Raw genomic sequence first — 25,908 nt, forward strand, 5'->3', positions numbered from 1 at the left:
GGCCGTCTTACGCGCCGGATGACGATAAGTCCAGGCCGCCTCGACCAACACCCGCCGCACATGGCTGTTGCCGGCCTTGGTGATGCCGCCTCGTCGTTCGCGCTTGCCGCTGGAATGCTCGCTTGGCACCAGGCCCAGATACGCCATCAGTTGCGGCGCATCGGAGAAGCGTCGCAGATCGCCAAGCTCGGCGACTACGGTTACCGCAGCAATCAGGCTGACACCCCGCAAGGCCATCAATGCCTCGATCACCGTCCAGACCGGGCAGTCTTGCACCGCGCGTTCGATCTCCTGCTCCAGGCTCGCTACACGTTGGCTGCAAGCCTTGACCGTATCCATGTATTCCTGCAAAACGATCTGCTGCACCGGTTGCGCAAACTTCACTCCTTCGAGCCAACGCCAATGCGCCTGGGTCCAGCGACACTTGCCTGCATAGCGATGGCCATGCCGCGACARGAACGACAACAATCTTTGCTTGGCCTGCCGTTGCAGATGCTTCATGTCCTCGCGCGCACGGGTGAGGTCGCGCAATGCCTCTTGCGCTTCGCCGGGTATCCAGACCGCTGTCAGCTCGCCGGCCCGATGCAGGCGGGCCAGGCTCAGGCTGTCGCGACGGTCGGTCTTGACGCGTTCGCCAGGCTTCTTCGGAATCAGTGAGGGAGCCACCACCTGACAGTCCTGATTCAGGTCGTGCAGTTGCCGATACAGCACATAGCCACCTGGTCCGGCTTCGTAGCAAAATGAAAGGCGAGCCCCGTCTCGCTTGAGCTGTGTGACTAGCTTCTTGATGGCCTCCGGAGTATTCACGATCTCCCCCACGTACCGGACTTCACCGCCTGCCTGCGCCACCGCAACGGCGATCGTTTCCTGGTGGACATCCAAGCCCACGGATGCACACATACTGCTGCTTGAGCCTGGAGCCGCATCCCTTGTGCAGCAGATTGAAGCCGACCCCCGAGTTGCTTTCCGTTGCACTGAAGATCTTCACGGGGATTGACACGAGGCCGAAGCTGAGAGAGAGGGAAGCAATGGAAGGGGCAGCCATGGCGATCACCGTACAGGTGGGGAGTACACCGATCTAGCTTAGATCGTGCCCAACGAATCGGCGGCGTTCCGCTGCCATTTTGCGGACCGACGATCACTTTTTGGAAGAACATGTGCGCGTAGTTTTTGTCGGACCTACATGGCGACCAGTGCGACTGTCGGACAGCCACTTATTGCCGCTTCCATAGGATGGAGAAATACTGCGATTACAGAAGACGAGGAAACGGAGACGGTCATGGCGAACAAGAATGTGCATGTCGTTCCACACGGCGATAAGTGGCATGTCCTGCGCGAGGGCGCCCAAGAGCCCTCTTCTGCGCATGACGACCTAGAGGACGCCATCGCGGCCGGCACGGCGGAGGCAAAGCAGGACAAGGTCGAGTTGCTGGTCCATGGGCGAGATGGGCAGATCCGCATGCGCAACAGCTACGGGGAGGATCCCCGCGGCGTGAAAGGGTAAAGCTAGCGCCGCCCGGTCTGTGAACCCAGTCAATGGCTAAGTCGGCCTCTTCCAACGCGCGCAGCCTCGAGCGATACCGTCAGAAATGTGACTTCGCTACGACGACGGAGCCGAGCGGCCAGGTGTCCGCCGCGGGCGCCGCCAGCGGCGCGCTGAACTTTGTCGTGCAGAAGCATGCGGCTCGCCGGCTCCACTACGATTTTCGTCTCGAGCTGGAGGGTACCGTCAGCTTGCATCCGTCCTTTCGCGTGTACGTGACGTTCATACGCGAGATGATGGTCCCGCTTACGTCCCAGACCTGAAGCAGTTCATGGCGAATTCCTGCGATAAGACTCATGAAGTCCTTTACGCATGCGGCGGCCTGGTCCCGGCCGGTCACGGGGGCACAGTTGGCGTAGACGAACGTGCAACCAATCGTCAGAAAGCGAGCAAAGCGTTGTTCGTCCATCGAGTCGCACGCCTCGTAGACGCGCGACGCAAAGGCATGAGCGGGATTCTGATTTGTCATCTTGTCTCCTCCGCAGGTTGTTTCATTTTCAGTCGGGAGGCGCCCCGAGCGGGGCGCCTCTTCAGAACGCTTACTTGCGCTCAGGCTTGCCGATCAGGGTGCGATACTCGTTTGCCGTCATCGGGGTGCGACCATGCAGGGCTGCAATCTCGCGGGCCATAGTGAACATCTCGAGGTTGTCCTTCAGGCGTGCGTCGCTGTTGGGGTACTTCCACGGCGTGTCTTCCGTAACCCCAACAGCGACGCATGGAAGCGATTGAGCACATTCCGGTGAACATCTTAGCTTCAGACGCCACACACGCCGACAAAGCACTTTCCATCGGGCAGAAAGAAGACGAGCCGACGAGCCAAGGCGAAGGCGAAGTCGCGCAAGGCCAAGTGCAGCAACCGCGATACATGCTGGAGTCGGTGAACAACGTACTGCGTTTGCTGCTGATGTTTCGACAGTCCAGCCAGATCCGGCTGTCCGAGGCGAAGGAGGAGCTTGGCGTAGGACACTCAACGGTTCACCGTCTGCTGGCGATGCTCGTCTACCACGGCTTTGTGACCCAAGACCCCATCTCTCGCATCTACAAACCTGGGCGCGCATTGGTAGACGTGGGTCTGGCGGCGGTGCAACGCATTGACATCAGAACCATCGCGAGACCTGTCCTCGAAGAACTGGCATCGGACACTGGTGAAACCATTCTTCTGGCCATCCTTGAAGACGGAAACGTGCGCTACATCGATGCGATCGAGAGCAACCAGGCGCTGCGCGTCTCTGTCCCTGTGGGGAACGTCTTTGCGGCATACGCCTCGAGTGTCGGCAAGGCGCTGCTCGCTGATCTGCCGCCAGAAGCTGTTCGTGCCCTCTATCCGCGAGATCCACTTCAGTCTTACACCGCCAACACGATCACTCAGCGACTCGCGCTCGATGACGCGCTGGCCGAAGTGCGAGCACAAGGCTACGCCACGAACTTCGAGGAGAGTCAGTCTGGGGTCTGCTCGGTGGCCGCTGCCGTTCGGCACCCCACGCGCGGCGCCGTAGCTGCGATCGGTATTTCCACGCCCGTAACACGTATGGACGCCCGACAGGCGCAGCGCCTTGGACATTCCGTTGTATTGGCAGCAGAGCGGATTGCGAAGAGCCTGATGGCCTGAGTAAGCCGTGACCCAAGTCCCGGCGGGCGGCACAACAGTTCTATTCCCTGGTTTCATGAACCAGCGCGGTTCACCCGCTGGCTTCGTCAAACCGTCCTTATTGCGACAAAACCTACTGACGCACCCCTCGCCCTCGCAGGAGCACCAGCAGCACCAGTGCGATCACCGGCAGCACCCCCAGCGCCCCATACGCCAGCCCGAGGCTGTCTGTCCGCTCGGCCAGATAGCCGAATCCCGGAGGCCCGACCACGACCCCAAAATAGGTGAAGAACAAGGCCCCGCCCGTCACCGCGGCCACCCGGCCGGGCGGCGCGAGCCGCGCCACCTCGCCGAGATAGACCCCGTTCCAGCCGATCGCCGTCGCCCCGAACAGCGCCGCCACCCCGCACAGCGCCACCACCGGCCAGTGGGCCGTGAACAGGCTCGTGCCGACGGCGCTGGCGGCCATCAGCGCGGAGATGCCAATCAGCACGCCGCGCGGCGATCCGGTGGCATCGGCGAGTTGGCCCCACAGCACGCGGCCGGCCATGCCTGCGCCCTGCGCGAAGGCATACACCAGCCCGGCCTGCGCCAATCCCACGCCGATCTCGCGGTGCAGGTACACCATCATGTAGCCGCTGACGGAAAGCTGGCAGGCGGAAAACAGCAGCGACACGCCGGCCAGCGAGCGCAGCGGCGGGTGAGCCAGTACCTCGGCGATGGGCCGGTACCAGCCCGAGGCCACGGCAAGGCGGCCGGTCGCGCCGTCGTCCAGTTCCGCGCGCAGGCGGTTGCTGGCCACCGCCACGAGCACGGCCAGCACCGCCAGCCCAGCCAGTCCGGCCCGCCATGAGAAAGCCGTGGCCAGCACCGGCAGGATGGCCCCACCCAGCAGGCCGCCCAGCGGCACGCCGGTCTGCTTCAGCGAGAACACCATGCCCATGCGCTCGGGCGTGGTCGTGCGCGCGAGGATCTGCGAACTGGCCGGCGTGACCGGCCCATAGCCCAGCCCGCACAACAGCGCGGCCACCATCCGGGTGGCGGGCGTGCCGATGGTCAGCAGGGCCAGGGCGACGGCCTGCAGCAGCAGTGCGGCCTGCGACGCCCGGACGGGGCCGAGGGCGTTGACCACCGGCCCGCCCAGCACGCTGCTGACCATCGCACCCAGATACACGACGGCAAGAAAGACCCCCACGGCGGACGGCTGCACGTCCGGGATGGCGGGGGCCAGCACCGCGAAAGCCAGCGTGCTGGCGGTAGCGACCACCTGGATCGCCAGCGTGCAGGCCAGCGTCACGGCCTGCGCCTGGAAGCAGTCGCCGCGCGGCACGGGAGGCGCGGCGCAGGGGTCAGGCAAGGAATTGTCCATCTGAGCTTTCCATGGGTATCCCGGCCAGCACCACGCGGCGGGCACAGGTGAAATAGAGCGCGCGCAGCGCCGGCTCGTGGGAACGGTTCGCCAGTTCGCGGCATTGTTCCAGCACGTCGAGGGGGATGACCGCCCCGCCGTGCACGGCGCAGGCCAGCAGCACCAGGCAATGACATGCCACGTCGTCCCCGCCCTCGCCCCGCAGGCACCGCTGCAGCTCGGCGCGGGCGAGTCCGTCCCCCGTCACGCGCGAGAAGATGCCGCTGCGCTCCGCGCGCCGCGTGAGTTGCTCGGTATGGCGGCGCACCTCGCCCAGCAGGCGTTGGCGGGTCAGGGGCGCGCCGGCGGGCACGGATATCGCCATGGCGTCAGGCCAGTGGCTGCTCGAGGATGCGGCGCGCCTGCTCGATCAGCGGCTTGTCGATCAGCTTGCCGTCCACCGCGATCGCGCCGTGGCCGCCGGCCTGCACTGCGGCCATCACGCGGTTCGCCCAGTCGCGCTCCTGCGCCGAGGGCAGGAAGCCCGCGTTGACCACCTCCACCTGGCGGGGATGGATGCACAGCTTGGCGCCGAAGCCCAGCGCCCGCGCCTGCCGCAGGTCGCGGCCGATCAGGTCGGCGTCGGCGATGGAGACCGAAACGCCGTCCACCGGCGCGGGCAGGCCGCCGAAGCGCGATTCCAGCGTCAGCGCGGTGCGCACGGCAAGCAGCGACCCGTCGGCGTCCTGCATGCCCGCGTCGGTGCAGAAATCGACCGAGCCGAAGGCCAGCCTGGCGACGGCGCCGGACTGGGCGATCTCGCGCAGTGCCAGGATGCCCGCCACCGATTCGACCAGCCCGATCAGCGCCTGGTCCGCGCGCATGCCGGTGCGCACGGCCTTCACCATTGCCGCGCTTTCGGTCTTGGGCAGCATGATGGCGCGCACCGCCGGCAGCGCCGCCAGAGCCAGGTCTTCGGCATGCCACGCAGTCTGCGTGCCATTGACACGCACGCACACCCCGGTGCCCGGCGCTGCCGCCTCCAGCCAGGATCGCAGTCCCGCCCGCGCCCGCTCCTTGTCCTGCGGGTTCACCGCGTCTTCCAGGTCGATGACGACCTCGTCGGCGCCACTGGCCAGCGCCTTGGCGAATCGCTCGGGCCGGTCGGCCGGCACGAACAGGTAACTGCGGGGATGACTCATGAAAACCTCTGTCTCTGTATCTCTGGTATTTATCCCGCCTGCCAGTCGCGCTGGAAGGTCTGGGAATACACGAAGCGGTCCTCGGGGTGCGTGCTGATGGCGACCTCGACGATCTGCTCCTTCCTGTTGATGTAGTGGCGCGTCACCTGCAGCGCGGGCGTGCCGGGCACGACGGACAACCGCTTTGCCATCGCGGCGGGTATCGCCACAGCGCGGATCTCCTGCACCACCTTGGCGATGTGCTCGCCGAACTGCTGCTCGATCATCATGAAGACCGGCGTATGCGAGTGGCCTTCCAGCCCGGCCAGCGAGCGGAAGGCCGGGTGGACGAAGACCTCCGTGAAACAGATCGGCGCCGGCCGGTCGGGCGTGCGGCGCACGCCGAGGGCATGGAGCCACCGCTCGCCCGGCCGTGCCTCGACCAGCGCGGCAATTTTCGGTTCCAGCTCGACCAGTTCGGTGCTCTCGATGTCCAGCTCGGTCTCGGCCGTGTACTGGCGCAGGTCGGTGACGCCGCCCATCACCTGCCGGTAGCCGCCCACCGGCGCCGTCGCCACGATGCGGGTGCCCAGTCGGGGCTGACGCGACAGCAGGCCCATCTGCACTAGCTGCTTGATCGCCTCGCGCACCGTGAAGCGGCTCATGCCGAACTGCTCGCACAACTCGAACTCGGTGGGAAGCTGCCCGCCGAGCGGATAGGTGCCGGACTGGATCTCGTTGAGCAGCGTCTGCGCGAGCTGCATGTAGCGTGGTTGCTGGCCGATCAGGGACGCCATGGGATACCGCCTATCTAGGGTGATTGCAGGGATGGGGCTACCCTCGCTGGGGCGCCGACCCGCTATTGCACCACAACCTGCTCCCGCAAGGCGGCGATGTCCGACGCGGCGTAGCCCAGCTCGTGCAGCAGCGCGTCGGTGTCCTCGCCCATGCGCGGGGCTGCGCGGGCCGGCAGGCTGGCGCCGCCCACACGCACCGGCGAGGCCACGTTCTTGATCGGACCGTGCTCCGGATGGATGAAATCGACCACCAGCTTCTGCTCCGCTACGAACTCCGACTCCAGTGCCTGCGCCACGTCATACACCGGCGCCACTGGCACCTTGCCGGCGAAGCGGCGAATCCATTCGTCGGTGTCTTCCGCCATCAGCACGCCGTCCAGCTCCCGCTGCACGCGGTCGCGGTGCTTCAGGCGCGCCTTGTAGTCGCACAGCTCCGGGTCGGTAATCCATTCCGGCTTGCCGACCACCTGCGCCAGCACGCCCCAGAACTTCTCCTTGTTGCACATGATGAAGATCCAGCCGTCGCGGGTGCGATACAGCGCGCTCGGCGTCAGCGACGGGTGGCTGGAGCGCGGCTCGCGCGTGGTGGTGTGCTTGCCGTTGAGGTACCACGTCGCCACGTAGGCGAGGTTGTGCAGCGCCACGTCGAACAGGCTCACGTCCAGGTCGCGGCCCTTGCCGCTGGTGCGCGCGCCCAGCACGCCGGCCAGCATCGCCATGGCGGCGGTGGTGCCGGTCATCAGGTCGATGATCGACAGGCCGAAGCGCGCCGGGGGGCCGTCGGGTTCGCCGGTCAGCGACAGGTAGCCCGCCTCGGCCTGCATCAGGTAGTCGTAGCCCGGCCACGCAGCGCGCGAGCCGGTGCGCCCGTAGGCCGACAGGTGCACGCAGACCACGGCGGGGTTGCACGCGTTCAGGGCGGCGTAGTCGATGCCGAGCTTTGCCGGCAGGTCGCCGCGCAGGTTGTTGAAGACAATGTCGCAACGGCCGGCCAGGTCGAGCAGGACCTTGCGGCCTTCCGGCTTCTTCAGGTCCAGCGACATGCTGCGCTTGTTGCGGTTGAACGCTTCGTAGAAGTGGCTGTCGCCGGGGCCGAAATAGTGCGGCCCCACCACGCGCCCTACGTCGCCGCCGTCGTTAGGGTTCTCGATCTTGATGACTTCGGCGCCGAGGTCGGCCAGGTGCTGGGTGGCGAAGGGGCCCGCGCCGTACTGCTCGATAGCGACGATGCGAATGCCCGCGAGAGGGAGGCTGGTGGCGGTAGTCATATCGGGTTCCTTTCGATCAGTTGGCGCGCAATGATGATGCGCTGCATTTCGTTCGTGCCTTCGCCGATCACCAGCAGCGGCGCATCGCGGTAGAGGCGTTCGATGTTGTATTCCTTGGAGTAGCCGTAGGCGCCGTGGATACGCATGGCTTCCATGCTGTTTTCCACGCCGGCCTCGGTGGCGAAGTACTTCGCCATGCCAGCCTCCATGTCGCAGCGTTCGCCGCGGTCGTAGGCCTGCGCGGCGGCGTCCACCAGCAGGCGCGCGGCCTGCACGCGGGTGGCCATCTCGCCCAGCTTGAGCTGGATGGCCTGGTGCTCGCAGATCGGCTTGCCGAAGGTCTTGCGCATCTGCGAATACGCCACCGATTCGTCCAGCGCCGCCACCGCGATGCCCAGCCCGCGCGCCGCCACGTTGATGCGGCCCAACTCCAGCCCGCCCAGGATCTGCTGCAGGCCGCGCCCTTCCTTCCCGCCGATCAGGCGGTCGGCCGGGATGCGGTAGCCCTCGAAGCGCAGCTCGCAGGTGTCGATGCCCTTGTAACCCAGCTTCTCCAGCTTGCGGCTTACTTCGAAGCCGGGGCCCTTCTCGGCGATGAACAGGCTCATCCCCTTGTGCGCCGGCTGGGTGGTCGGGTCGGTCTTGACCAGCAGCGCCACGATGTTGCCGTACAGGCTGTTGGTAATCCACGTCTTGGCGCCGTTGACGACGTATTCGTCGCCCTCGCGGCGCGCCACCGTGCGGATGGCCTGCAGGTCGGTGCCGCAGTCGGGCTCGGTCAGGGCGATGCCGCCGCGCAGTTCGCCGGTGGCGAAGCGCGGCAGCCAGGTCTGCTTCTGTTCCTCGGTGCCGTTGCGCTGCACCGCCATCGCCATGATCAGGTGCGAGTTGACGATGCCGCTGATCGACATCCACACCGCCGACATGCGCTCGATGATGCGGGCGTACACCCGCGTGCTCAGGCCGAGGCCGCCGTATTCAGGGTCGATCAGCAGGCCGAACAGGCCCATGTCCTTCATCTTCTCGACGATTTCCGTCGGGTATTCGTCGTCCTTGTCGAGTTGGCGGACGTAGGGCTTGACCTCGGTCCTGAGGAAGCGGTCGACCGTATCGAGGATGATCTGTTCCTGATCGTTGTCAGGCAGTTGGGACGTCATGTCGGGTTCTCCGGATGCAGGTAGTGTGGTGGGGCGTGGCGGGTCGGTTCAGACCGGCTCGGCCAGCAGGTCGGCCAGCGTGCGGGCATCGGCGTGGTCGAGGCCGAGCACGGCGTCGGCCACGCGCTGCGCGCGGCCGGCGTCGAGGGTGCGGGTGGCGTTCTCGCGGTACTTCGCCACGATGTCCTCGTTGGTGAGGGGACGGTCGGTGTTGCCGCGGTTCACCGCCTCGCGGTGGCGCAGCACACGGCCGTCCGCCATTTCGACTACCACCTCGCCCGTGTAGTGGCACGGGAAGGTGGAGGCCGGGTCGATCTCGTAGTCAACCTTCGCGGCGAGCGCCAGCACGTCGGGGTCAGCCAGCGCTGCGTCGTCCAGTTCGTCGAGCGTGAAACGGCCCTTGAGCAGCCCGGTCGCCGCGATGTAGGGGATGCTGAACTGCGCGTCGTAGCCATTGTCCGGGCTGCGCTTGTTCGCCACCGGCTCGCAGACGGTGGAGACCACCTGCTGCGGCACCAGCACGCGCACGCGGCGGATCCGGTTGACCTTGTCGGCAGCCGAGTCTGAGCCCAGACTGCTGGACAGCGCAATCGCGGCATCGGCAGCAGCATGGGTAAAGTGGCACGCCGGTATCGGCTTGACCGCCACCTCTTCCACCTGCCAGAGCTGGCCTAGTGCCTCGGTGGCCAGGGTTAGATCGGCTTGCGAAAAGCACTCACCAAGGTGGCTGGCATAGAGGCCAAAGCGACCTTCATAGGCGCGGCGCGGCCCGATGTACCCATGTTCGGCAAACGTGGCAGCGGTAATGCCTGCCACGCCGGCCCAGCCCGGATGCAGACGCTTGGTCCATGCACCGTCTTCAAGAAACTCAAGGCTGCCGCTGGCCATCGACAACGCGATACCCTGTGCCATCACCGTGCGCTCCTGGTCCAGCCCACGCAGTCGCGCAGCTGCGATCGTGCATCCGAAGGCGCCTGCTACGCCGGTGGGGTGGAAGCCGACTTGGTGGAAGCCGCCCTGGGCCACCATGCCTACCCGTGTTGCAATTTCCATCCCCAGGATATAAGCCGTCAGCAAATCAGCGCCCGAGGCGCCATCGCGGTCAGCCACTGCCAGGGCCGTTGGCAGCACGCTGGCCGTAGCGTGGATCACGCCTCGCGAATGGGTATCGTCGAAATCAAGGCCGTGGATCAGGATGCCGTTCATCTGCACGGCATCCCGCATGCCGAGAATGCGGCCATGCCCGATGACAGAGGCGGTTCCGCTGCCGAAGTCGCTCAACGCCTGCAGCGAGACCTTCTCATAGGGATAGCCATGGGACGCGTATGCAAGTCCGATGGCGTCCAGGATCAAGTACTTGGCGCGCTCCTTCACCGATGCAGGAATGGCATCGGCCGAAATGGTCGTTGTGAAGTTTGCAAGAGCGCCGGAAATGGTTTCAGTCGCGATATGCTGTTCTGGTGCATTCATCATTAAGTCCTGGATTGTTACGGTGTCGCAAGTGATTTAGCCGATGTGTACGGATGCACCGGGGGACTGGCGCATGGGCCCGGATGCCTCTACTTCAGGGGTAATGTCCTCAAGCGAATGCTGATTGGTCTCGACACGCAGCACCAGCAGCGCAACGATCAGCAGAGAAAGGATGCTTATCACCATCGCCAGCACGCCAGGCAGCCCAAATTGCTGGAAGAGCATCACTGCCAGATAAGGAGTGCTCATCGAGGCGGCACGACCGCACATGCCGGCGACACCGGTGCCACGCAAGCGATACTGTGTGGGGAAAAGTTCGGGAATGTACCCGTACAGGCCAAGCGTCACCACCGTATATATCGACGTAACAAGAGCAAAGCCGACAATGGTGATGCTGATGGCGTCGCGCATATTTGGGTAGATCAGTCCGAGCACGATGGTCGCGAGCGAAAAGAGGATCAGCCCGCGCCTGCGGCCGATCTTGTCACCCAGCAGGAAACCCACCAGCGCGCCACCAGGCGCACCGAAGGCCATCAGCGTTGTGAAGCCGAGCGACTGGACAACAGTAAGCCCCTGCTTGACGAAGAAGGTCGGCAACCAGGCAACAAAACCATACACGGCAATATTAATGGCGACACAGGTCAGCGATGCAACCAGCGTGCGACCAATCATTTCACGCGTGAAGAGCGCTGAAAATGGCGTCTTCCGCAGCTGGACAACCTGCACGGTCTTTACAGGTGGCAGAGGACCAGTACGGGCAGCCACATCAGCCTCGATTGCTGCCAACGTTGCCTCGGCTTCCTGCGTGCGACCCACGGATTCGAGCCAGCGAGGCGACTCGGGCATGCTCTTGCGCATCAGCCAGACCACGATGCCGCCCGTACCTGCAATTGCAAACATCCAGCGCCAGCCAAGATTCGGAATCACAAAGTAGCCGACGCTGGTTGCGATCAGCAAGCCTGAGTTAATCATTAGCCCAAGCAGCGCGATCCATCGGCCCCGATATGCCGGCGGAACAAACTCCAGAAGCGTCCCTGCGGCAACGACGAGTTCGGCACCGAGTCCGACCCCCATGACGAAACGCAAGGCAATCAGGGTCTCGATGTTTGGCGCGAAGCATGCGAGCAGCGATGCGACGCCAAACACGGCAAGGTTGGCCTGATACGAATAGCGGCGTCCGAAACGATCACCGACATAGCCAGCCAAGCCGGCGCCGATGAACATGCCGAAGAACGTCACCGAGATGAAGGCCGCGTTGCTTTGGAGCGTGGAAAACCCCTCCTTCAGCGTAGCTGCAAGCACCCCAGAAGCGAGGTACACGTCGAAAGCATCCAGCAATGCGCCGATGCTGATCAGCATCAGGATGCGCCAGTGAAAACGCGAGATCGGAAGGCGATCTAGCCGCGCGCCGGCGTTCACCGTGCTTGTGGTTCCGTTACTCATTGTTGTCTCCTCGAGCCTTGATCGGCTTTACAGTTTCCTTGATTGCTATACAGGGGATTGCTCGTGCCAGTCGGTCCTCTGCTGGTATTGGTGGCCAATACGCAGCAAAGCAGCTTCGCCAAATGGCCGGCCGACCAGTTGCACGGCACATGGCAGGCTATTGGCCGTCTTGCCGACAGGCAATGCCAGGGCGGGCAGCCCTAGATAGTTGATGCCACGGGTCCAATAGGAGAAGCCACCAAAGCGTGCTTCGATCTCGCCTTCGCTGCCCTTTGTTGTTTCCTCGATCGTTGGGACGGCATAGGGCAAGACGGGCAGGAGCAACGCATCCACATCCGGCAGGAACTGCGCCAGGAAGCGCGCCAGCATCAACGGGCGCAGCCGCAATACATCAATGTAGCGCGCCGCCGGATACAGCAGTCCACGTTCAATCCGGCGCCTGACCTGCTGACCATAGTCATCGGCACGCGACGCAAGCCACCGCTGATGGACCGATGCGGCTTCCGCACCGAGGATCAGGTTGGCGAGGGCACCGAGATCATTGAAGTCCGGCACCGGCACGCGGACAAGGGTCGCACCTGCACCCGCCAGGGTACAGGCCGATTCCTCCAGGCACTCGCGGACTTCGGTGGAGATGAGGCTGCTTTCGTCAAATGCTGGTACCGCGATCCGGACCCCATCTTGCAGGCCAACTTCGATCCCGGCCTCATAGTCCCGTTTTTCCGTTGCGACGCAGGTAGGGTCGTTGACGTCGGGCCCCGTCACGGCGCTCAGTAGCCTCGCGCAATCCCGGGCGGTCTGTGCCAGAAAGCCGACACAATCCAGGCTCGGCGAAAGTGGCATCACGCCGTAGACCGATACTAGGTTCTGCGTCGGCTTGAGACCCGTCACGCCACACACCGCGGCCGGAATTCGCACCGATCCGCCGGTGTCCGAACCCAGCGCTGCGCTCACGAGACGCGCGGCCGTCACCACGCCGCTGCCGCTGGACGAGCCGCCAGACACATGGCTGTCCGACCAGGGATTGCGACCGTGTCCGATCTGCTCGTTATAGCCTGTCGGGCTCATGGCGAACTCGGCCATATGCAATGCACCGATGTCGACAGCGCCGGCAGCCTCGAGGCGCGTGATCACCGTTGCGGTGATATCTGGCGTGAATCCATTTAGGATCGCGCTACCACATTCACTCAGTTCCCCTGCACGGTAAAACATATCCTTGTGCGCAACAGGCACGCCAGCCAGTAGTGCCTCTTGCATGGGATTGCGATCGCGCTGGGCGGCGTCGCTCAGGGCTCCGCGCTCGCGCAATCGCACAAAACCGGTACCAGTGAACCGATTGGCGGCAGCCAGGGCGCGCTCGGTCAGGTCAACGGCAGTAAGCTCTCCGGTTCGGCAGGCCTCAGCCGCATCGACTACGGTGAGCGCCTTGGCTCTCGTGGTGGACTGGGTGGTATGCAATGGCTCGCTCATTGCTTTCCTTCCATAACATCTGACCTTTTAGACAGCCGCAACATCACGCTACCAAACGGGGCAACAACGCTGTCCCATGGAAGCTGTTCTGTTGCGATACGTGCGCAGATGGACACCACGCGATGTGCCGCCGCAACCGCGTCCATAAGGTTTTGCTCAGCGAGCGCCGCCCCTGAAAATCGGGTTGCGAATATCTGCGCGCAGTGTATTTGGTCCGTCATGCTCGACTCCTCGTTCGCAGACATCAAAGATCGTCCACACCATGCCCGCGCTTCGGAATCAGCGCGCTGCGCACGAACTCCATTACCTGGACGCCATCCTGATTGAAGGCACGGGTATGGACGGTGACGATGCCCTGTGTTGGCCGCGATTTCGATTCACGTTTCTCCTGCACCTCCGATTCGGCATAGAGGGTGTCGTTACAGAAAACCGGGGCGGTCAGTTTGATCTCTTTCCAACCAAGATTTGCGATGGCCTTGCCGCTGACGTCGTTGACCGTCATGCCGAGGACAATGGCAACTGTCAGGCCGCTGTTGACCAGCAACTGGCCGAACTCGCTCTTGGCGGCGTGGGCCTTGTCGCAGTGCATCGGGTGGAAGTTCATCGTCATCAGCGAGAACTGGATGTTGTCGTTCTCGGTGATGGTGCGACCCGGGCGGTGCTCGTAGATGTCGCCGACGTTGAAGTCTTCCAGGTAGCGGCCGTAGCTGGCGCGGATGCGGTTGGTCTTGATGGCGGTAGCGGTGCTCATTTGCGATGTCCTGGTGATGACTTAGGTGTAACGGGGAAACCAATGCCGGGGGGCGTAGCGGCGGGCGCGTTGACGATTCGTCGCTTTTATCCTTATTGGCGTTTTGTACGGACAATAGTAGGTCGACACTATGTCGGGGGCAAGGATTCTTCGCCCCGTGTTTACCCGCGGCGGTTCAGGGCACCCTGCCCTTGTATTCTGTGCACAGAGTGATGGTCAGGCCTTGGATTGTTGCGGGTCTCCGCGGTGTGCCGTGCAGCAATCGCTGCATATTTTGCGTGCTCGACGCAAGCTCTCGGCGTGCAATATCAGTCGAATAAACATGCGGGTTTCCGGCGCGTCAGACAACGAACAGAACTCACAAACTATTCAAGCGCTTACGGCCTGAGTCCCACGCCAGTGCTCGATCTCCTACCGTTACTTTTTGCAGGGAAGGAAGACAAGGGGACCCCAAGAAGGAGACCGCGCCAAAGCGGGGGCTAAAATCAGCTCTACCCGTAAGAGGCCAATAAGCCACCTACAATGCGCGCATGTCCGATCACAGCTACTCACCCGAGATAGACTCATGGTAAATAGAAATGCGCACGTCGTTCCACACGGCGATAAATGGCACGTCATTCGCGAGGGCGCCAATCAACCGTCCTTCTCCCAGCATGACGACCAAGAGCAGGTGATCGCCGCCGGCACTGTCGAGGCAAAGCAAGACAAGGTCGAACTGCTCGTGCATGGGCGAGATGGGAAAATCCGGATGCGCAACAGCTACGAACACGATCCCCATGGATGAAAGGATAGGACCTCAATCCGTGGCGAAGTCGGCATCTATCAACACGCGCAGCTTGGAGCGGTATCGCCAGAAGCGTGACTTCGCCTCCACGACGGAGCCGAGCGACGAGGCCGCGCGGTCGGTGGCGGCCGCCGCCGACGACGCCTTGCGCTTTGTCGTGCAGAAGCACGCGGCTCGCCGACTCCACTACGACTTTCGTCTCGAACTGGAGGGTACCCTCAAGAGTTGGGCGGTCCCCAAGGGACCCAGCTTGGATCCTGCTGAGAAGCGGATGGCTATACATGTCGAGGATCACCCGCTGGATTATGCGAGCTTCGAAGGCGTGATCCCGCCCAAGCAGTACGGGGCCGGCACCGTCATCGTTTGGGATCGAGGGACGTGGAGCCGGTCGGCGATCCGGTGGCCGGCTACCACAGCGGCAAGCTGAAGTTCGAGCTGCAAGGGGAGAAGCTACATGATCATTGGACCTTGGTCAGGATGCACGGCCGCGGCGACGAGCGTCAGGAACCGTGGCTTTTGATCAAGGAGCGGGATGCGTTTGCGCGCTCCGCGGCGGAGTACGACATCACCGAAGCCCTGCCGGACAGCGTGCTGGCCAAGGTCAACAGCAGATCGGCTGCCGGTAGTAAAGCGAAGACCACCGTGCCGAAGCAGCGTCGCTCGAGCGCGGGGCGGGGCCGCCGGGTACTTCCCGCTGCAGCACGCCCTGCCCCCCTTCCGCTTGCGTTGGCCCCGCAACTCGCGATGCTCGCTTCAGCGGTGCCGCGCAACGCCGAACGATGGGCCTATGAGATCAAGTTCGACGGATACCGGCTGTTGACCCGCGTCGACGGCAGGGACATCCGCCTCTTTACCAGAAACGGCCATGACTGGACCGCTCGCCTCAAATCGCTCGCGACAGAAATCGGGACTCTCGACCTTGGCTCAGGTTGGCTAGATGGTGAGATTGTCATTCTGAGCGACAAGGGCGCCACGGATTTCCAGGCGCTGCAGAATGCCTTTGAAAGGGCGCGGGTGGAGGACATCCAGTATTTCGTCTTTGACCTCCCCTTCTTCCGGGGCCACGACCTTCGGCAGGTCCCTTTGGCCGAGCGCAGGGCGCTGTTAGAAGCGGTGCTGGCCATACCAGAGACCTCGTGCGTCAGGTACAGCGAGGCCTTTCAGGGTCCTCCAGATGACCTTCTTGCTGCTGCGTGCCGGATGGGCCTGGAGGGGCTGATCGGGAAGCGCGTCGACGCGCCCTACGTCTCGGCCCGAGCGCCGAGCTGGATCAAGCTCAAATGCACGAAACGACAAGAATTCGTCATCTGCGGATACACGGCACCAAAGGGAAGCCGGCATGGCCTCGGCGCGCTCCTGCTTGGCGTCCACGATGAAGCCGGAAAGCTGCGCTATGCGGGCAGCGTCGGCAGTGGTCTGGACTCGCGGATGCTCAACAAGTTGTTCGCGATGCTGACTGAACTGGAGGTGCCAACCTGCCCCTTCGAGAAGCCGCCACCTCGCTTGATTGGTCGATGGGTCCGACCGAAGTTGGTGGCTGAGGTCTCATTCGCCGAATGGACGAAAGAGGGCCGCGTCCGGCACGCCGTGTTCCACGCCCTGCGCACGGACAAGGGGGCCGCCAGCGTGACGCGGGAGCGGCCAATGGAGGTGGAACCGCCGCGGCCGCGCCCGGCTCGCTCAGTGAAAGTATCCAACGCGACACGGGTGATTGACCCCGCGACGGGACTCACGAAGGGAGACCTGGTCGGCTACTACGAAGCCATCGCGTCTCATCTGCTTCCTCATCTGCGCGAGCGCCCCGTAGCCTTGGTGCGAGGCCCCACCGGTATTGGTGGAGAGCTGTTTTTTCAGAAGCACGCTGAGGCGAGCAAGATCCCGGCCATGACGTTACTGGATCCTTCGCTTTGGGAAGGCCATCCAGCACTACTCGAGGTCCCAAGCGAAACCGCCATCGTGAGTGCGGCGCAACTCAATGTGATCGAGTTCCACACTTGGAATGCGACCAAGCGCAGCATCGATAAGCCCGATCGCATCATCTTTGATCTGGACCCCGGCGAGGGCGTGCCATGGCAACACATGCTCGATGCAGCCATGTTGACCAAAGCCATGTTGGATGAGCTGGGCCTCGTGAGCTTTCTCAAGACCAGCGGCGGCAAAGGCCTTCATATCGTCGTTCCAATCGCTCCGCGTTTGCCTTGGGACGCTGTTAAGTCCTTCTCGCAGGACGTCGTCGTTCATATTGCCCGGACTATTCCGCAGCGCTTCGTCGCCAAGAGCGGCCCGCGGAATCGGGTTGGAAAGATCTTTATCGACTACCTGCGCAACAGTCACGGCGCGACGACAGCGTCCGCCTTCTCCGCGCGTGCCCGGCCCGGCCGGGGGGTCTCGATGCCCGTTTCGTGGGAGGAACTGGGACAGTTGACAGGAGGCGATCATTGGACGATCCAGACAGCCGTGCAGCGCGTTGAAGCCGTCGGCTATGTCGATCCGTGGACGGAATATGCTGTTACTAGGAATACGCAACAACTGGGTCCCGCCGTCCGGAGGATGGCAGGCTAGCTAGGCGGAGGCACGTTCATGGCAAATCTGGGAACATTTCCTGCTGCGGAGCGCGAAGCGTTTGCCAACGCCTGCAGGCGTCACGGGTTCATTGCCGCCGACTTTAACGTCTGCGACACGACCGAAACGCAGGTCCGCTTGGTCAGCGTACTTCGGCCCGAGACAGGAGCCCTGATGCAATATGCGGCAGGCCCACGTGAGTTTTGGCCCGGAGAGTTCGAACAGGACCTGATCTCCGAGATCTTTGGCAGCGCTCCCGACTGACGAATGGAGAAATGCGCCTCTTGAGGCATATTTAATGCCGAGCGCGAATACTGTATAAATATACAGTTCACTGTTCTGAAGCTACCCACGAACCCCGGGGCTCCGCGGCCAATTCCGCAGTCTGCTACTGCCTTGGCATCACCGAAGTGGACCCGGCGCGCGGCAACCTGCTGTTCGAGCGCTTCATCAGCAAGGAGCGCGGTGAGCCGCCCGATATCGACGTCGATTTTGAGCACCAGCGGCGTGAGGAGGTCATCCAGTATCTGTACGCCAAGTATGGGCGGACCCGCGCCGCGCTGGCGGCGGCGGTGGCAACCTACCGCCCCCGCAGTGCGCTGCGTGAATCTGGCAAGGCTTTGGGCATCGACCCGGCCATCGTCGACATGGTCGCGAAGGCCCATCACTGGTTTGACGGCAAGGCGGACCTGCTCAAGCGCTTTGCGGAAAGCGGCGTCGATATCGAGAGCGAGCTGACCCAGCGGTGGGCCAACATGGCGACGCAGCTGCTGGGCTTTCCGCGGCATCTGTCGCAGCACTCGGGTGGCTTTGTGCTAGCCCGAGGAAAACTCTCGCGCCTCGTGCCGATCGAGAACGCCGCGATGCCGGATCGCAGCGTGAATCAATGGGACAAGGACGATCTGGATGCCGTGGGCCTGCTCAAGGTCGATGTGCTGGCGCTGGGCATGCTGTCCGCCATCCACCGCGCGCTAGACCTCGTCTCGGAGCAGCGCGGCGAGGTGTTCGAGCTGCAGGACGTTCCCGCCGAGGATCCTGCCACCTACGAGATGCTCTRCCACGCCGACAGCGTCGGGGTGTTCCAGGTCGAATCCCGGGCGCAAATGTCGATGCTGCCCCGGCTACAGCCACGTACCTTCTATGACCTGGTCATTGAGGTCGCCATCGTGCGGCCGGGACCGGTGCAGGGCGGCATGGTGCACCCCTACTTGCGTCGCCGGCAAGGCAAGGAACCGGTGACCTATCCCAGCCCGGAAATGGAGAAAGCCCTATCGCGCACGCTCGGCGTGCCGATTTTTCAGGAGCAGGTGATGCAGGTCGCTATGCTCGCGGCCGGCTTCTCGGCCGGCGAGGCTGACCAGTTGCGTCGGGCCATGGCCGCCTGGAAGCGTAAGGGCGGACTGGAGCGCTATTACGACCGCATCATCTCCGGCATGTTGGAGCGTGGCTACGAGCGCGAATTCGCCGATAGCATCTTCCGGCAGATCCAGGGTTTCGGGGAATATGGCTTCCCGGAAAGCCACTCGGCCAGCTTCGCACTTCTGGTCTACGCCAGTGCCTGGCTCAAACGCTATGAGCCAGCGGCTTTCCTCTGCGCCATGCTCAACAGCCAACCCATGGGCTTCTACAGCCCCTCTCAGCTCGTGCAGGAGGCCAAGCGGCATGGCGTCGAGGTCCTGCCAGCGGACATCACCGTCAGTTGCTGGGATTCGGCGCTGGAGACGCACGAGAGCGGGCCGCCGGCGGTCCGCCTTGGCCTGTCCCTGCTGCGTGGCATGCGGCAAGAAGCCGCTCTGCGCATCGAAGACGCCCGCTCGGTGCGCGCATTCACAAGCGCCACGGATCTGGCCCGCCGCGCGTCCTTGGACCGGCACGACGTCCAGGTGCTAGCCGCTGGGAACACCCTGCGCGCGCTCACGGGAGACCGGCGGCAGGCCCTGTGGCAGGCCTCCGTTGCCGTGCCCGACAAGGACCTGTTGCGCCCCGCGGATCTGATGGAGGAACCGCCCATACTCGCACCGCCGAGCGAAGGCGAGGAGATCGTGGGGGATTACCGATCCATGGGGCCGGTTCAATCCCAGCTTCTGTGCGACGTCTACGGTGTCGAGCCACCGCCCCTCGACAAGCGGCTGCCTTTGCAAAAAGAGAAGGTGTGAGACCGGCGCATCGGCGCACTAATCCATCTGGCTAATGGCTCGGTAGGTGATTGTGAGTATGATTTTTTCCGGGGACTGATTCACCGCGATTCACGCAGCAACGCGGTGAGGGGAAGGTCCCGACCGATACATCAGACTTTACGGCGTCAAGACACGTGCGGCCTGTCCGGATATCACGGTGTTTTGGCAGAGTAAGCGCGGGTTCCCATTCGAGGAGGCACGATGCATTGGATCGCGACTTTAAACGCCGGTCATGACGTTGCGAAGGGCGCCCCTTGCATACCCGGGAACATATCGGAAGCCGATTCCGGACCAAGCCGGACAATCATCCTGTTCCGGATTGTGGTCAACGGGCGCGGCACCTATTACGGTTTTTTCCAGCACGCCTGCGATGCCATTGCGGATGCGCTGGACCACGGCGCATTCAGCGTCGCGGTGGTCAGGGCCTAGCCAGGCGCGGGCGGCACGCCAGCCGCCTGCCCGCGCGACAGACTGCGCGGCCAGAAGACACTGAGAGCCTACTCAAAAGGCAGCTATCGCGTGCCAGAAGCAATGCCTATCCTGATATATGCAGGCGCATTGGGCGATTGGAACCGAGCTCAGCCGCACGCCCGGCACGGCGAAGGGACAGGAGGAAAGCATGGATTACTACGTCTTTAAGTCGCCTCAAGATAACCATGCGGCGGTTGCGCGTATGGGGGAGGGCGGCACTGCAGGCTGGCCCGCTATTTATGGCCCAGCTACTTTTCAGCAATGTTGGGACTGGATTCGCGCAAACTGTGCTGGCGGTCCCACCTACATATGTCCATAGCGGGCGAAGCGCCTGATTGCGATCTGGATACAGACGTTTGGGCCGCGCGTTAATGGCGCTTCGGGCTCGGAGTTCGGCGCCATATCGAGACCGCGTTCAGCAATCCGGATTTGTGTCGGAGTGGGACGGAGATAGTGAGCGCACGTATCGCAATGTCCGCGGCGACGCTTGGCCGGGACGAGGCGTTCTGTGGTTCGCTCGTGAAGTCGGCGGTGCGCGGTCAGGCCAATTCATCCGGAAAAACTTAGCACTATTCCCGACGCAGGCAAGCCACCGCTCACAACGGCCCGCGAAGTGCCTTCAGGCCGATCCAGAGCACGCCGATGACTACATTGACCGGCACGCTGAGCACACTGGGCACATAGAAGAGCGCGGACAGGCATGGCGCGCGCAGCATCAGTTCGACCACGCCACCTAAGGCATAGAAGAGCAATCCGCACCAGAACCAGCGCCACATATAGGTCAGCAGCCAGTGCGCGTGTGCCTGTTGAAACGCCAAGCGGCAGACCGTTCGACCAGATCGCCCCGGCTCGCGTCCCTGAACAGCCAGCCGAAAAAGAAGTAGCGATACAGCATGAGGGTTGGCCGCTATTCGCAAAAAATCCGCCACATCTCCGCTAAGGAATTGCTGATCAATAACAGTCGCGCTGGAGGTCGGCGGCTGTTTGGCGTCTGATTTTCACCATGCGGAAGACGGGAGGGCTCTGAGCCCGATTTCGAGCCGCATGCCCCCCATCTCGCGCCCTTTCGGGCTCGATTTGCGTTTTCAAGACGGACTGCTCCCCTGAAACGCCAGCAACGGCTTTTTGGCGATCACCAGATTTGCCAGACCGAACAGGCTGAACATCTGTGCCGTGTTCTTGGCCAAGCCCTTGTAGGGGGTCTTCTTGTGGCCAAACAAATTCTTCACCACGTGAAAGGGATGTTCCACCCGCGCACGAATCTGGGCCTTTTTGCGTTCCACTGCCTTCGTCAGGTCCTTCCACCGACCTGCCGGCATCTTTTCAATCGTGCTGCGCTTTGCCGCTACGTTCCAGCTCACGTCAGCGCGGATTGTCCCTTGCCCTTGGGCTTGTTTGATCTCATCCCTGCGCTCCACACCCGTGTAACCCGCATCAAGATGCACTCGACTTTCCTCACCATGCAGCAGGTGATGGGTGTGAGCAATATCGCTTTCGTTCGCCGCCGTCGTGTGCAAGCTGTGCACCAGTCCCGAATCGGCATCGGCACCAATGTGCACCTTCATCCCAAAATGCCACTCGTTTCCCTTCTTCGTCTGGTGCATCTCCGGATCACGCGATTTGCCTTTGTTCTTGGTCGAGCTCGGTGCCGCGATCAGCGTCGCATCCACCATCGTGTCCTCTCGCATCAGCAGACCGCGTTCACTGAGCACCGCCTTGACCTCGTCGAACATCGCGGCAGTCAACGCGTGCTTCTCGAGCAGCCGGCGAAACTTGAGCAGCGTGGTCGCATCCGGCGCCGACTCCTGCGACAGATCCACCCCCACGAATTGACGCAACGCCTGGCTGTCGTAGAGCGCGTCTTCCACGGCCTCATCACTAAGACTGAGCCACTGTTGCAGACAGTACATCCGCAACATCCTCTCTACGCCAATCGGCTGCCGCCCAACACGGCCGCTCGTCGGATACAGTGGCTCGATCAACGCGGTCCACCGTGCCCACGGCACGATCCGATCCATCTCCCCGAGAAACTTCTCGCGCCGTGTCACGCGCTTCTTCTTCGCGAACTCAACATCGGCAAAGCTCGTTTGTTTCATGCTTGTACTTTGTTTCCCATCCCTTCACCCTTCAACGCGCCACACTTTCCGTCGGATGACTTGTGGGTGAATTGATCAGCATTTCCCTAAATGGCTGATCTAAATACAAAATCTACCGTGCGCGCTAATTTCACGGCACTCGTGGCGAGTGAAGTCAGAGCGAGCGCGGCGGCGGCAATCAGAACGGCATGTCCTCGAATTCAGGTACCGGCGGTCGGTACCGCAAGTTCTTCAGCCACGCCTTGAACTTCTTGATGTCGTCGAACACGAGCAAATCTTCTTCAAGGTCGCGTACGCTCTGTTGGAGGCCGACGATTTCACTGGCAAGATTGCGCATGATTGTGCTGGGCGACAGTTCAACGAAAGGAGGAATGCCATAACTGAGCCGGAAGTCGGTTTCGACATGTCCAATTTCGTGGTCCAGTTCGCGCAGTTGCCCCTTCAGGATCTTGTTATAGTGCCTGAGCCGGTCTTCACTGATGCTATTGATCGCGCTCTGGTCGATGTGCTCCAGTTCCAGTTGTAGCTCTAGCAGTTGCAACAGGTTGTTCTTGCTGTAGGCCTGATTGACACGCTGCATCAGCGCGGTTTTCCGGTCCCGCTCCAGCGGATCCGTTTCGCGATCAGGATGCAGGGCGCTGGCCAGTTTGCGGTAGATTTCGCGGATGGAAAGGCTGATCTGGGCTTGTTCCGCGTGCGCCCGCGCTTCCGCCGCGATCTGCCTGGGTGACTTTTTCCGTTCGGTGCGACGTTCTTCCCGCGCCCGGTGATCGGCGTCTTCTTTCGCCTGCCTCTGTTGTACCTGCGCTTGGGCGCGCTGCAGCACCTCTTCTGGTGAGCTCATGTCCAGGTTGTCGCCCAGTTCGACACCGAGCATGGCTTCCAGCGCCGATTTCATGTCCTCAAGCTCGGCGGCCGCTTCGCTGTCGTAGTCGGACTGGCTGTATCTGTTGTGGATCGCCTTCAACTCTGTATCGTCACGCTCGGCTACCAGGTCACCAGCCAACTCGGGAATGAGGCGTGCGATCTTGTGTCGCTCCGACTTGGTCAATCCCTTCTGGCCGTGGACCTGGTCCAGACAATGCACCATTCTGATTTGCAAGTCCGTATAGGTTTGTTCGAGAGGCAGCAATGTGCTGTTGTATTTTTGCTGGAAAGCGGGGGTCACTGCTTCCCAGGCGCCCAGCCGCGCGCGTCGCTTTTCGAGTTGCTTGATTAGCGCATTGAACGCCTTCTGTCCTTTCGACAGGATCGGCCTGTTGAGGCCGGGGGCAATGCTGACGGACTTGAGGTTTGTCCTGGTCATGGGATGCGTGTCCTATGAATGAGGCGGGAAACGTAGGCAGAGGGTATTTTAGCGGATGCGCGGCACGCATCCATGTCCGGCAAACGTCTGCGCACCGCGCATGCTCATGCTCCACATGAATGCGGTGGCAAGCAGTTTGCACCAACGCGTATCGTTTACATTGGCCCTATATCGATAACCGGTCTTAGCGATATGGGCACATTTTTCTGGCAAACTGCCGTCTTGCGATTTGCCTCAACTGCAGCACGCCGCTTGACCACCGTCAGATAGGACTTATCGCGCGCCAATCGACGCTCGATGCCAGACTCTTCCATCCCATCCGATTTCCCCGACACAACTTCCCTGGCCGCTCTGCGTGCCTGGTACGCAGGTGCATCATCGCGGCAGGCGGTCGAACGGTACTTTCCCGATGCGCCCGGACCAGGCCGCACGTCGCGCAGCGTGATCGGCGATATCCGCCGTCAGCTTGCGGAGTTCGCCCGACGCCGGCGGCGCGAAGACCTAGCGGCACTGTTCGGCTGTGCCCCGGCGAATCGCGCCGGTCGCCGTGTGCCGCGCTGCCGAATAGCTCCAACGCGACAATAGCGCTTAGACGTCCGGATTTGATCGATGCCGCGAGCCGCAGCAAGCCATCCCGAACCGAGTTCTGCAAAAGTCGGGACGTTCGCTGCTACCGGCTGCGGCGCCGCGCTGCTCAGCCTCGCTCCACTTCACAGGTTCGGGGGAAACCGGGATGGTTTGCGGTGACGGCGGTCAGGTCGTGCGATATAACCGGCAATTGTGTCCAACCCAGCGGTAGGGAGAATCAGGAGCCGGAAGCCGTGAGGGCCTCTCAGACCCCACTCAGACCTCGGCATGGCCGCAGTGTCGCGCCGTCGCCTGACCGCGCTAGCCGTTCGATGTCCAATCGTCGTTGGTTGGCGCGAGGCCAATTCGATTGGCCGTCAGATAGGGACCCAATCCGGGAAAGTCGAACAGCTGAGTTGGCATACCTGCTGGTACCAGTTGGGCACGGTCATCGAAGATAGCGACGCTAGGCTCCCGCTAGGCGTGACTGAAAATACAAGCCGTCGATCCGAGGAAATTCCGCATGCAGCGCCGAACTCCACAGGTTCGGGCCAAGGTAATCAGTGACCGAAAACACGCGAGCGTCCATGCCAACGGTAGTCAGCGGACCGGTAAGGTCAGCGAGCACTAAAGGTCGACGATCGGTCACGGCCAGCCGGCAGATGCATCGGCTGCTCAGTTCATGCTCATCGAGCAGTAGCGGCAGGTGAGGTCTCGAAGGCTGGGCTTGTAACGCAGGTACCAACGCGCGCACAGGACGATGACTTCGCGATCGAAGTGTCGCCCGTTGAACAGCCAGTCGATGGCTCTCAGCGTACTCATTGCGGGCTCGCGCTTGTCAAAAACAAGAGCGTAACCCATCGGCTCCTCTGATTTGCACCAGAGCCCTCGCCGCGCCCGCCTCAATGCGGCACGACATTGCGCTGCGCCATGGCTTCCGCGACAAAGGCCTCCAGCAACCGCTGTGCCGGCACCGTCAGCGGCGTGTCGGCCCGATACAGGGCGTGGATGGTGGTGCTTGGCAGCGCGTCCGCAATCGGCAGTTCGATCAGGTCCATGGCCGGCGCGTAGCGGTCGAAAAAGCCCCTTGGCATGATTCCGATCACGTCCAGCCGGGGCATCAGAGCCAGCAGCGTGGCGAAGGACTCGCATTCGAGCCGTACTTGCGGAGTGCGATCCTCCGCAGGGTCGAAACGCAGGTTGCGCGGATCGCCGGGTCCACCCGCGGGGCCGGTCAGGACCCAGTCGGCGTCAACCAGCCGCGCGAGCTTCTTCACGCGTGCAAGCGGATGGCTGCGCCGCGCGGCAATGACTATCTGGCTGTCAAAGAGCGGCTGTACCAGCAGATCGCGCCCCGCACCCGCGGTTGGCAGCGGCCCCAGGGCCAGGTCCAGTTCGCCGGCGCGGATCTGCTCCAGTGCACGCGGGTACAGGGTATCGCGCACACGCAGCCTGACCTGCGGCCACCTGGCGCCGAAGCGCGCCACCGCGCCCGGCGCAAGCAGGATCGCCGCCACCGGCGACACCCCCACGGTCACCTGCGCCTCGGCATGCCGCAGGTGCCATGCCACTTCTTCCCGCGCACGCTCCAGCTCGCGCACCGCCGTGCCGGCCCGCGCCGCGAGGAGCTCTCCGGCAGGCGTCAGACGCACGCCCTTGGGGGTGCGCAGCACGAGTGCGGCGCCAAACTCATCTTCCAGTTGCCGCAGGGCCTTGGTCAGGGCCGGCTGCGAGACGTTCAGGACCTGCGCCGAAGCGCGCAGGCTGCCGGTCTGGGCGATGGCCAGCAGCAGGTGCAAGTGTTGCAGGCGCACAGGCGCTCTCCGTGGGGGCGATAACCCATGGTAATCGACTTAGCAAAATGTGAAGCGATTTTTGGCTGGCGGCCATCTACGATCTGTCGAACCCGGCATCGTCGGCAACCAGCCA

General features: G+C 62.8%; 23 protein-coding genes and 4 pseudogenes. 8 read left to right on the forward strand and 19 right to left on the reverse strand.

The window, feature by feature from the left end:
* Together AC1DQ3_RS14445 and AC1DQ3_RS14450 are read right to left on the reverse strand one after the other, a co-directional pair.
* The coding region (locus tag AC1DQ3_RS14445) for an IS110 family RNA-guided transposase (RefSeq protein ID WP_477120874.1) at positions 1–900 on the reverse strand (900 nt) is incomplete at its 3' end.
* A pseudogene (locus tag AC1DQ3_RS14450) lies at positions 896–1,045 on the reverse strand (Ku protein); the annotation flags it as partial. The pseudogene AC1DQ3_RS14450 and the gene AC1DQ3_RS14445, both read right to left, overlap by 5 nt.
* Before the next feature lie 234 nt (positions 1,046–1,279).
* Between AC1DQ3_RS14450 and AC1DQ3_RS14455 the strand changes: the two are divergent.
* The gene (locus tag AC1DQ3_RS14455; RefSeq protein ID WP_477120875.1) at positions 1,280–1,504 is read left to right on the forward strand and encodes a DUF2188 domain-containing protein; all 225 of its coding nucleotides are present in this window, start codon (positions 1,280–1,282) and stop codon (positions 1,502–1,504) included.
* A gap of 193 nt (positions 1,505–1,697) precedes the next feature.
* Here the strand turns inward: AC1DQ3_RS14455 and AC1DQ3_RS14460 are convergent, their stop codons facing one another.
* Positions 1,698–2,012 (reverse strand): nuclear transport factor 2 family protein, encoded by a 315-nt coding sequence (locus tag AC1DQ3_RS14460; RefSeq protein ID WP_477120876.1) that lies wholly within the window; start codon positions 2,010–2,012, stop codon positions 1,698–1,700.
* A 246-nt stretch (positions 2,013–2,258) separates the two neighbouring features.
* On the opposite strand from AC1DQ3_RS14460, the gene AC1DQ3_RS14465 reads away from it, so the two are divergent.
* Positions 2,259–3,152 (forward strand): IclR family transcriptional regulator, encoded by an 894-nt coding sequence (locus tag AC1DQ3_RS14465; RefSeq protein ID WP_477120877.1) that lies wholly within the window; start codon positions 2,259–2,261, stop codon positions 3,150–3,152.
* Positions 3,153–3,264: 112 nt separating this feature from the next.
* Here the strand turns inward: AC1DQ3_RS14465 and AC1DQ3_RS14470 are convergent, their stop codons facing one another.
* From AC1DQ3_RS14470 to AC1DQ3_RS14520, 11 genes are all read right to left on the reverse strand, one after another.
* Complete coding sequence (locus AC1DQ3_RS14470) at positions 3,265–4,500, reverse strand: MFS transporter (protein ID WP_477120878.1); 1,236 nt, start codon at positions 4,498–4,500, stop codon at positions 3,265–3,267.
* Positions 4,481–4,864, reverse strand: coding sequence for a hypothetical protein (locus AC1DQ3_RS14475; protein ID WP_477120879.1), 384 nt, complete (start codon positions 4,862–4,864; stop codon positions 4,481–4,483). Before AC1DQ3_RS14475 ends, AC1DQ3_RS14470 begins: the two co-directional genes overlap by 20 nt.
* A 4-nt stretch (positions 4,865–4,868) precedes the next feature.
* Positions 4,869–5,681, reverse strand: a complete 813-nt coding sequence (locus AC1DQ3_RS14480; RefSeq protein ID WP_477120880.1) for an HpcH/HpaI aldolase/citrate lyase family protein — start codon at positions 5,679–5,681, stop codon at positions 4,869–4,871.
* Between the two features lie 29 nt (positions 5,682–5,710).
* Positions 5,711–6,457, reverse strand: a complete 747-nt coding sequence (locus AC1DQ3_RS14485; RefSeq protein ID WP_477120881.1) for a GntR family transcriptional regulator — start codon at positions 6,455–6,457, stop codon at positions 5,711–5,713.
* A 62-nt stretch (positions 6,458–6,519) separates the two neighbouring features.
* Positions 6,520–7,725 carry a CaiB/BaiF CoA transferase family protein gene (locus tag AC1DQ3_RS14490; protein ID WP_477120882.1) on the reverse strand — a complete coding sequence of 402 codons (1,206 nt, stop codon included), beginning with the start codon at positions 7,723–7,725 and terminating at the stop codon, positions 6,520–6,522.
* A complete protein-coding gene (locus tag AC1DQ3_RS14495) occupies positions 7,722–8,882 on the reverse strand; it encodes an acyl-CoA dehydrogenase family protein (RefSeq protein ID WP_477120883.1) in 1,161 nt (386 codons plus the stop codon). The genes AC1DQ3_RS14490 and AC1DQ3_RS14495 overlap by 4 nt, the downstream gene beginning before the upstream one ends.
* 48 nt (positions 8,883–8,930) lie before the next feature.
* Positions 8,931–10,352 carry an MmgE/PrpD family protein gene (locus AC1DQ3_RS14500; protein WP_477121024.1) on the reverse strand — a complete coding sequence of 474 codons (1,422 nt, stop codon included), beginning with the start codon at positions 10,350–10,352 and terminating at the stop codon, positions 8,931–8,933.
* Positions 10,353–10,388: 36 nt separating this feature from the next.
* Positions 10,389–11,795 (reverse strand): MFS transporter, encoded by a 1,407-nt coding sequence (locus tag AC1DQ3_RS14505; protein WP_477120884.1) that lies wholly within the window; start codon positions 11,793–11,795, stop codon positions 10,389–10,391.
* A 45-nt stretch (positions 11,796–11,840) separates the two neighbouring features.
* The gene (locus AC1DQ3_RS14510; RefSeq protein WP_477120885.1) at positions 11,841–13,265 is read right to left on the reverse strand and encodes an amidase; all 1,425 of its coding nucleotides are present in this window, start codon (positions 13,263–13,265) and stop codon (positions 11,841–11,843) included.
* Positions 13,262–13,486, reverse strand: coding sequence for a hypothetical protein (locus AC1DQ3_RS14515; RefSeq protein WP_477120886.1), 225 nt, complete (start codon positions 13,484–13,486; stop codon positions 13,262–13,264). The genes AC1DQ3_RS14510 and AC1DQ3_RS14515 overlap by 4 nt, the downstream gene beginning before the upstream one ends.
* Before the next feature lie 23 nt (positions 13,487–13,509).
* Positions 13,510–14,016 carry a MaoC family dehydratase gene (locus AC1DQ3_RS14520; protein WP_477120887.1) on the reverse strand — a complete coding sequence of 169 codons (507 nt, stop codon included), beginning with the start codon at positions 14,014–14,016 and terminating at the stop codon, positions 13,510–13,512.
* A gap of 565 nt (positions 14,017–14,581) precedes the next feature.
* Here AC1DQ3_RS14520 and AC1DQ3_RS14525 point away from each other — a divergent pair.
* The 6 genes and pseudogenes from AC1DQ3_RS14525 to AC1DQ3_RS14550 all read left to right on the forward strand — a co-directional run bounded on the left by AC1DQ3_RS14525 (position 14,582) and on the right by AC1DQ3_RS14550 (position 19,968).
* Positions 14,582–14,800: a DUF2188 domain-containing protein gene (locus AC1DQ3_RS14525; protein ID WP_477120888.1), complete on the forward strand. Its 219-nt coding sequence runs from the start codon at positions 14,582–14,584 to the stop codon at positions 14,798–14,800.
* A 19-nt stretch (positions 14,801–14,819) separates the two neighbouring features.
* Positions 14,820–15,227, forward strand: coding sequence for a DNA polymerase ligase N-terminal domain-containing protein (locus AC1DQ3_RS14530; RefSeq protein ID WP_477120889.1), 408 nt, complete (start codon positions 14,820–14,822; stop codon positions 15,225–15,227).
* On the forward strand, positions 15,179–17,362 hold the full coding sequence (gene ligD, locus AC1DQ3_RS14535) for a DNA ligase D (protein ID WP_477120890.1): 2,184 nt from the start codon (positions 15,179–15,181) through the stop codon (positions 17,360–17,362). Before AC1DQ3_RS14530 ends, ligD begins: the two co-directional genes overlap by 49 nt.
* 18 nt (positions 17,363–17,380) lie before the next feature.
* Entirely contained in the window at positions 17,381–17,626 is a 246-nt protein-coding gene (locus AC1DQ3_RS14540; RefSeq protein WP_477120891.1) for a hypothetical protein, read from the forward strand.
* Positions 17,627–17,721: 95 nt separating this feature from the next.
* Positions 17,722–19,428 (forward strand): annotated as a pseudogene (locus AC1DQ3_RS14545) (error-prone DNA polymerase); the annotation flags it as partial.
* Between the two features lie 312 nt (positions 19,429–19,740).
* Positions 19,741–19,968 (forward strand): hypothetical protein, encoded by a 228-nt coding sequence (locus AC1DQ3_RS14550; protein WP_477120892.1) that lies wholly within the window; start codon positions 19,741–19,743, stop codon positions 19,966–19,968.
* A gap of 638 nt (positions 19,969–20,606) precedes the next feature.
* On the opposite strand, the pseudogene AC1DQ3_RS14555 reads toward AC1DQ3_RS14550, so the two are convergent.
* From AC1DQ3_RS14555 to AC1DQ3_RS14575, 5 genes and pseudogenes are all read right to left on the reverse strand, one after another.
* Positions 20,607–20,905 (reverse strand): annotated as a pseudogene (locus AC1DQ3_RS14555) (hypothetical protein).
* A gap of 190 nt (positions 20,906–21,095) precedes the next feature.
* A complete protein-coding gene (locus tag AC1DQ3_RS14560) occupies positions 21,096–22,106 on the reverse strand; it encodes an IS5 family transposase (RefSeq protein WP_477120893.1) in 1,011 nt (336 codons plus the stop codon).
* A 178-nt stretch (positions 22,107–22,284) separates the two neighbouring features.
* Positions 22,285–23,412: a molecular chaperone DnaJ gene (locus tag AC1DQ3_RS14565; RefSeq protein WP_477120894.1), complete on the reverse strand. Its 1,128-nt coding sequence runs from the start codon at positions 23,410–23,412 to the stop codon at positions 22,285–22,287.
* A 1,275-nt stretch (positions 23,413–24,687) separates the two neighbouring features.
* Positions 24,688–24,801: pseudogene (locus AC1DQ3_RS14570) on the reverse strand (IS6 family transposase); the annotation flags it as partial.
* An 80-nt stretch (positions 24,802–24,881) separates the two neighbouring features.
* Positions 24,882–25,793 (reverse strand): LysR family transcriptional regulator, encoded by a 912-nt coding sequence (locus AC1DQ3_RS14575; RefSeq protein ID WP_477120895.1) that lies wholly within the window; start codon positions 25,791–25,793, stop codon positions 24,882–24,884.
* Positions 25,794–25,908: the final 115 nt, after the last annotated feature.

The organism is Cupriavidus sp. 01T418 (assembly GCF_056398885.1).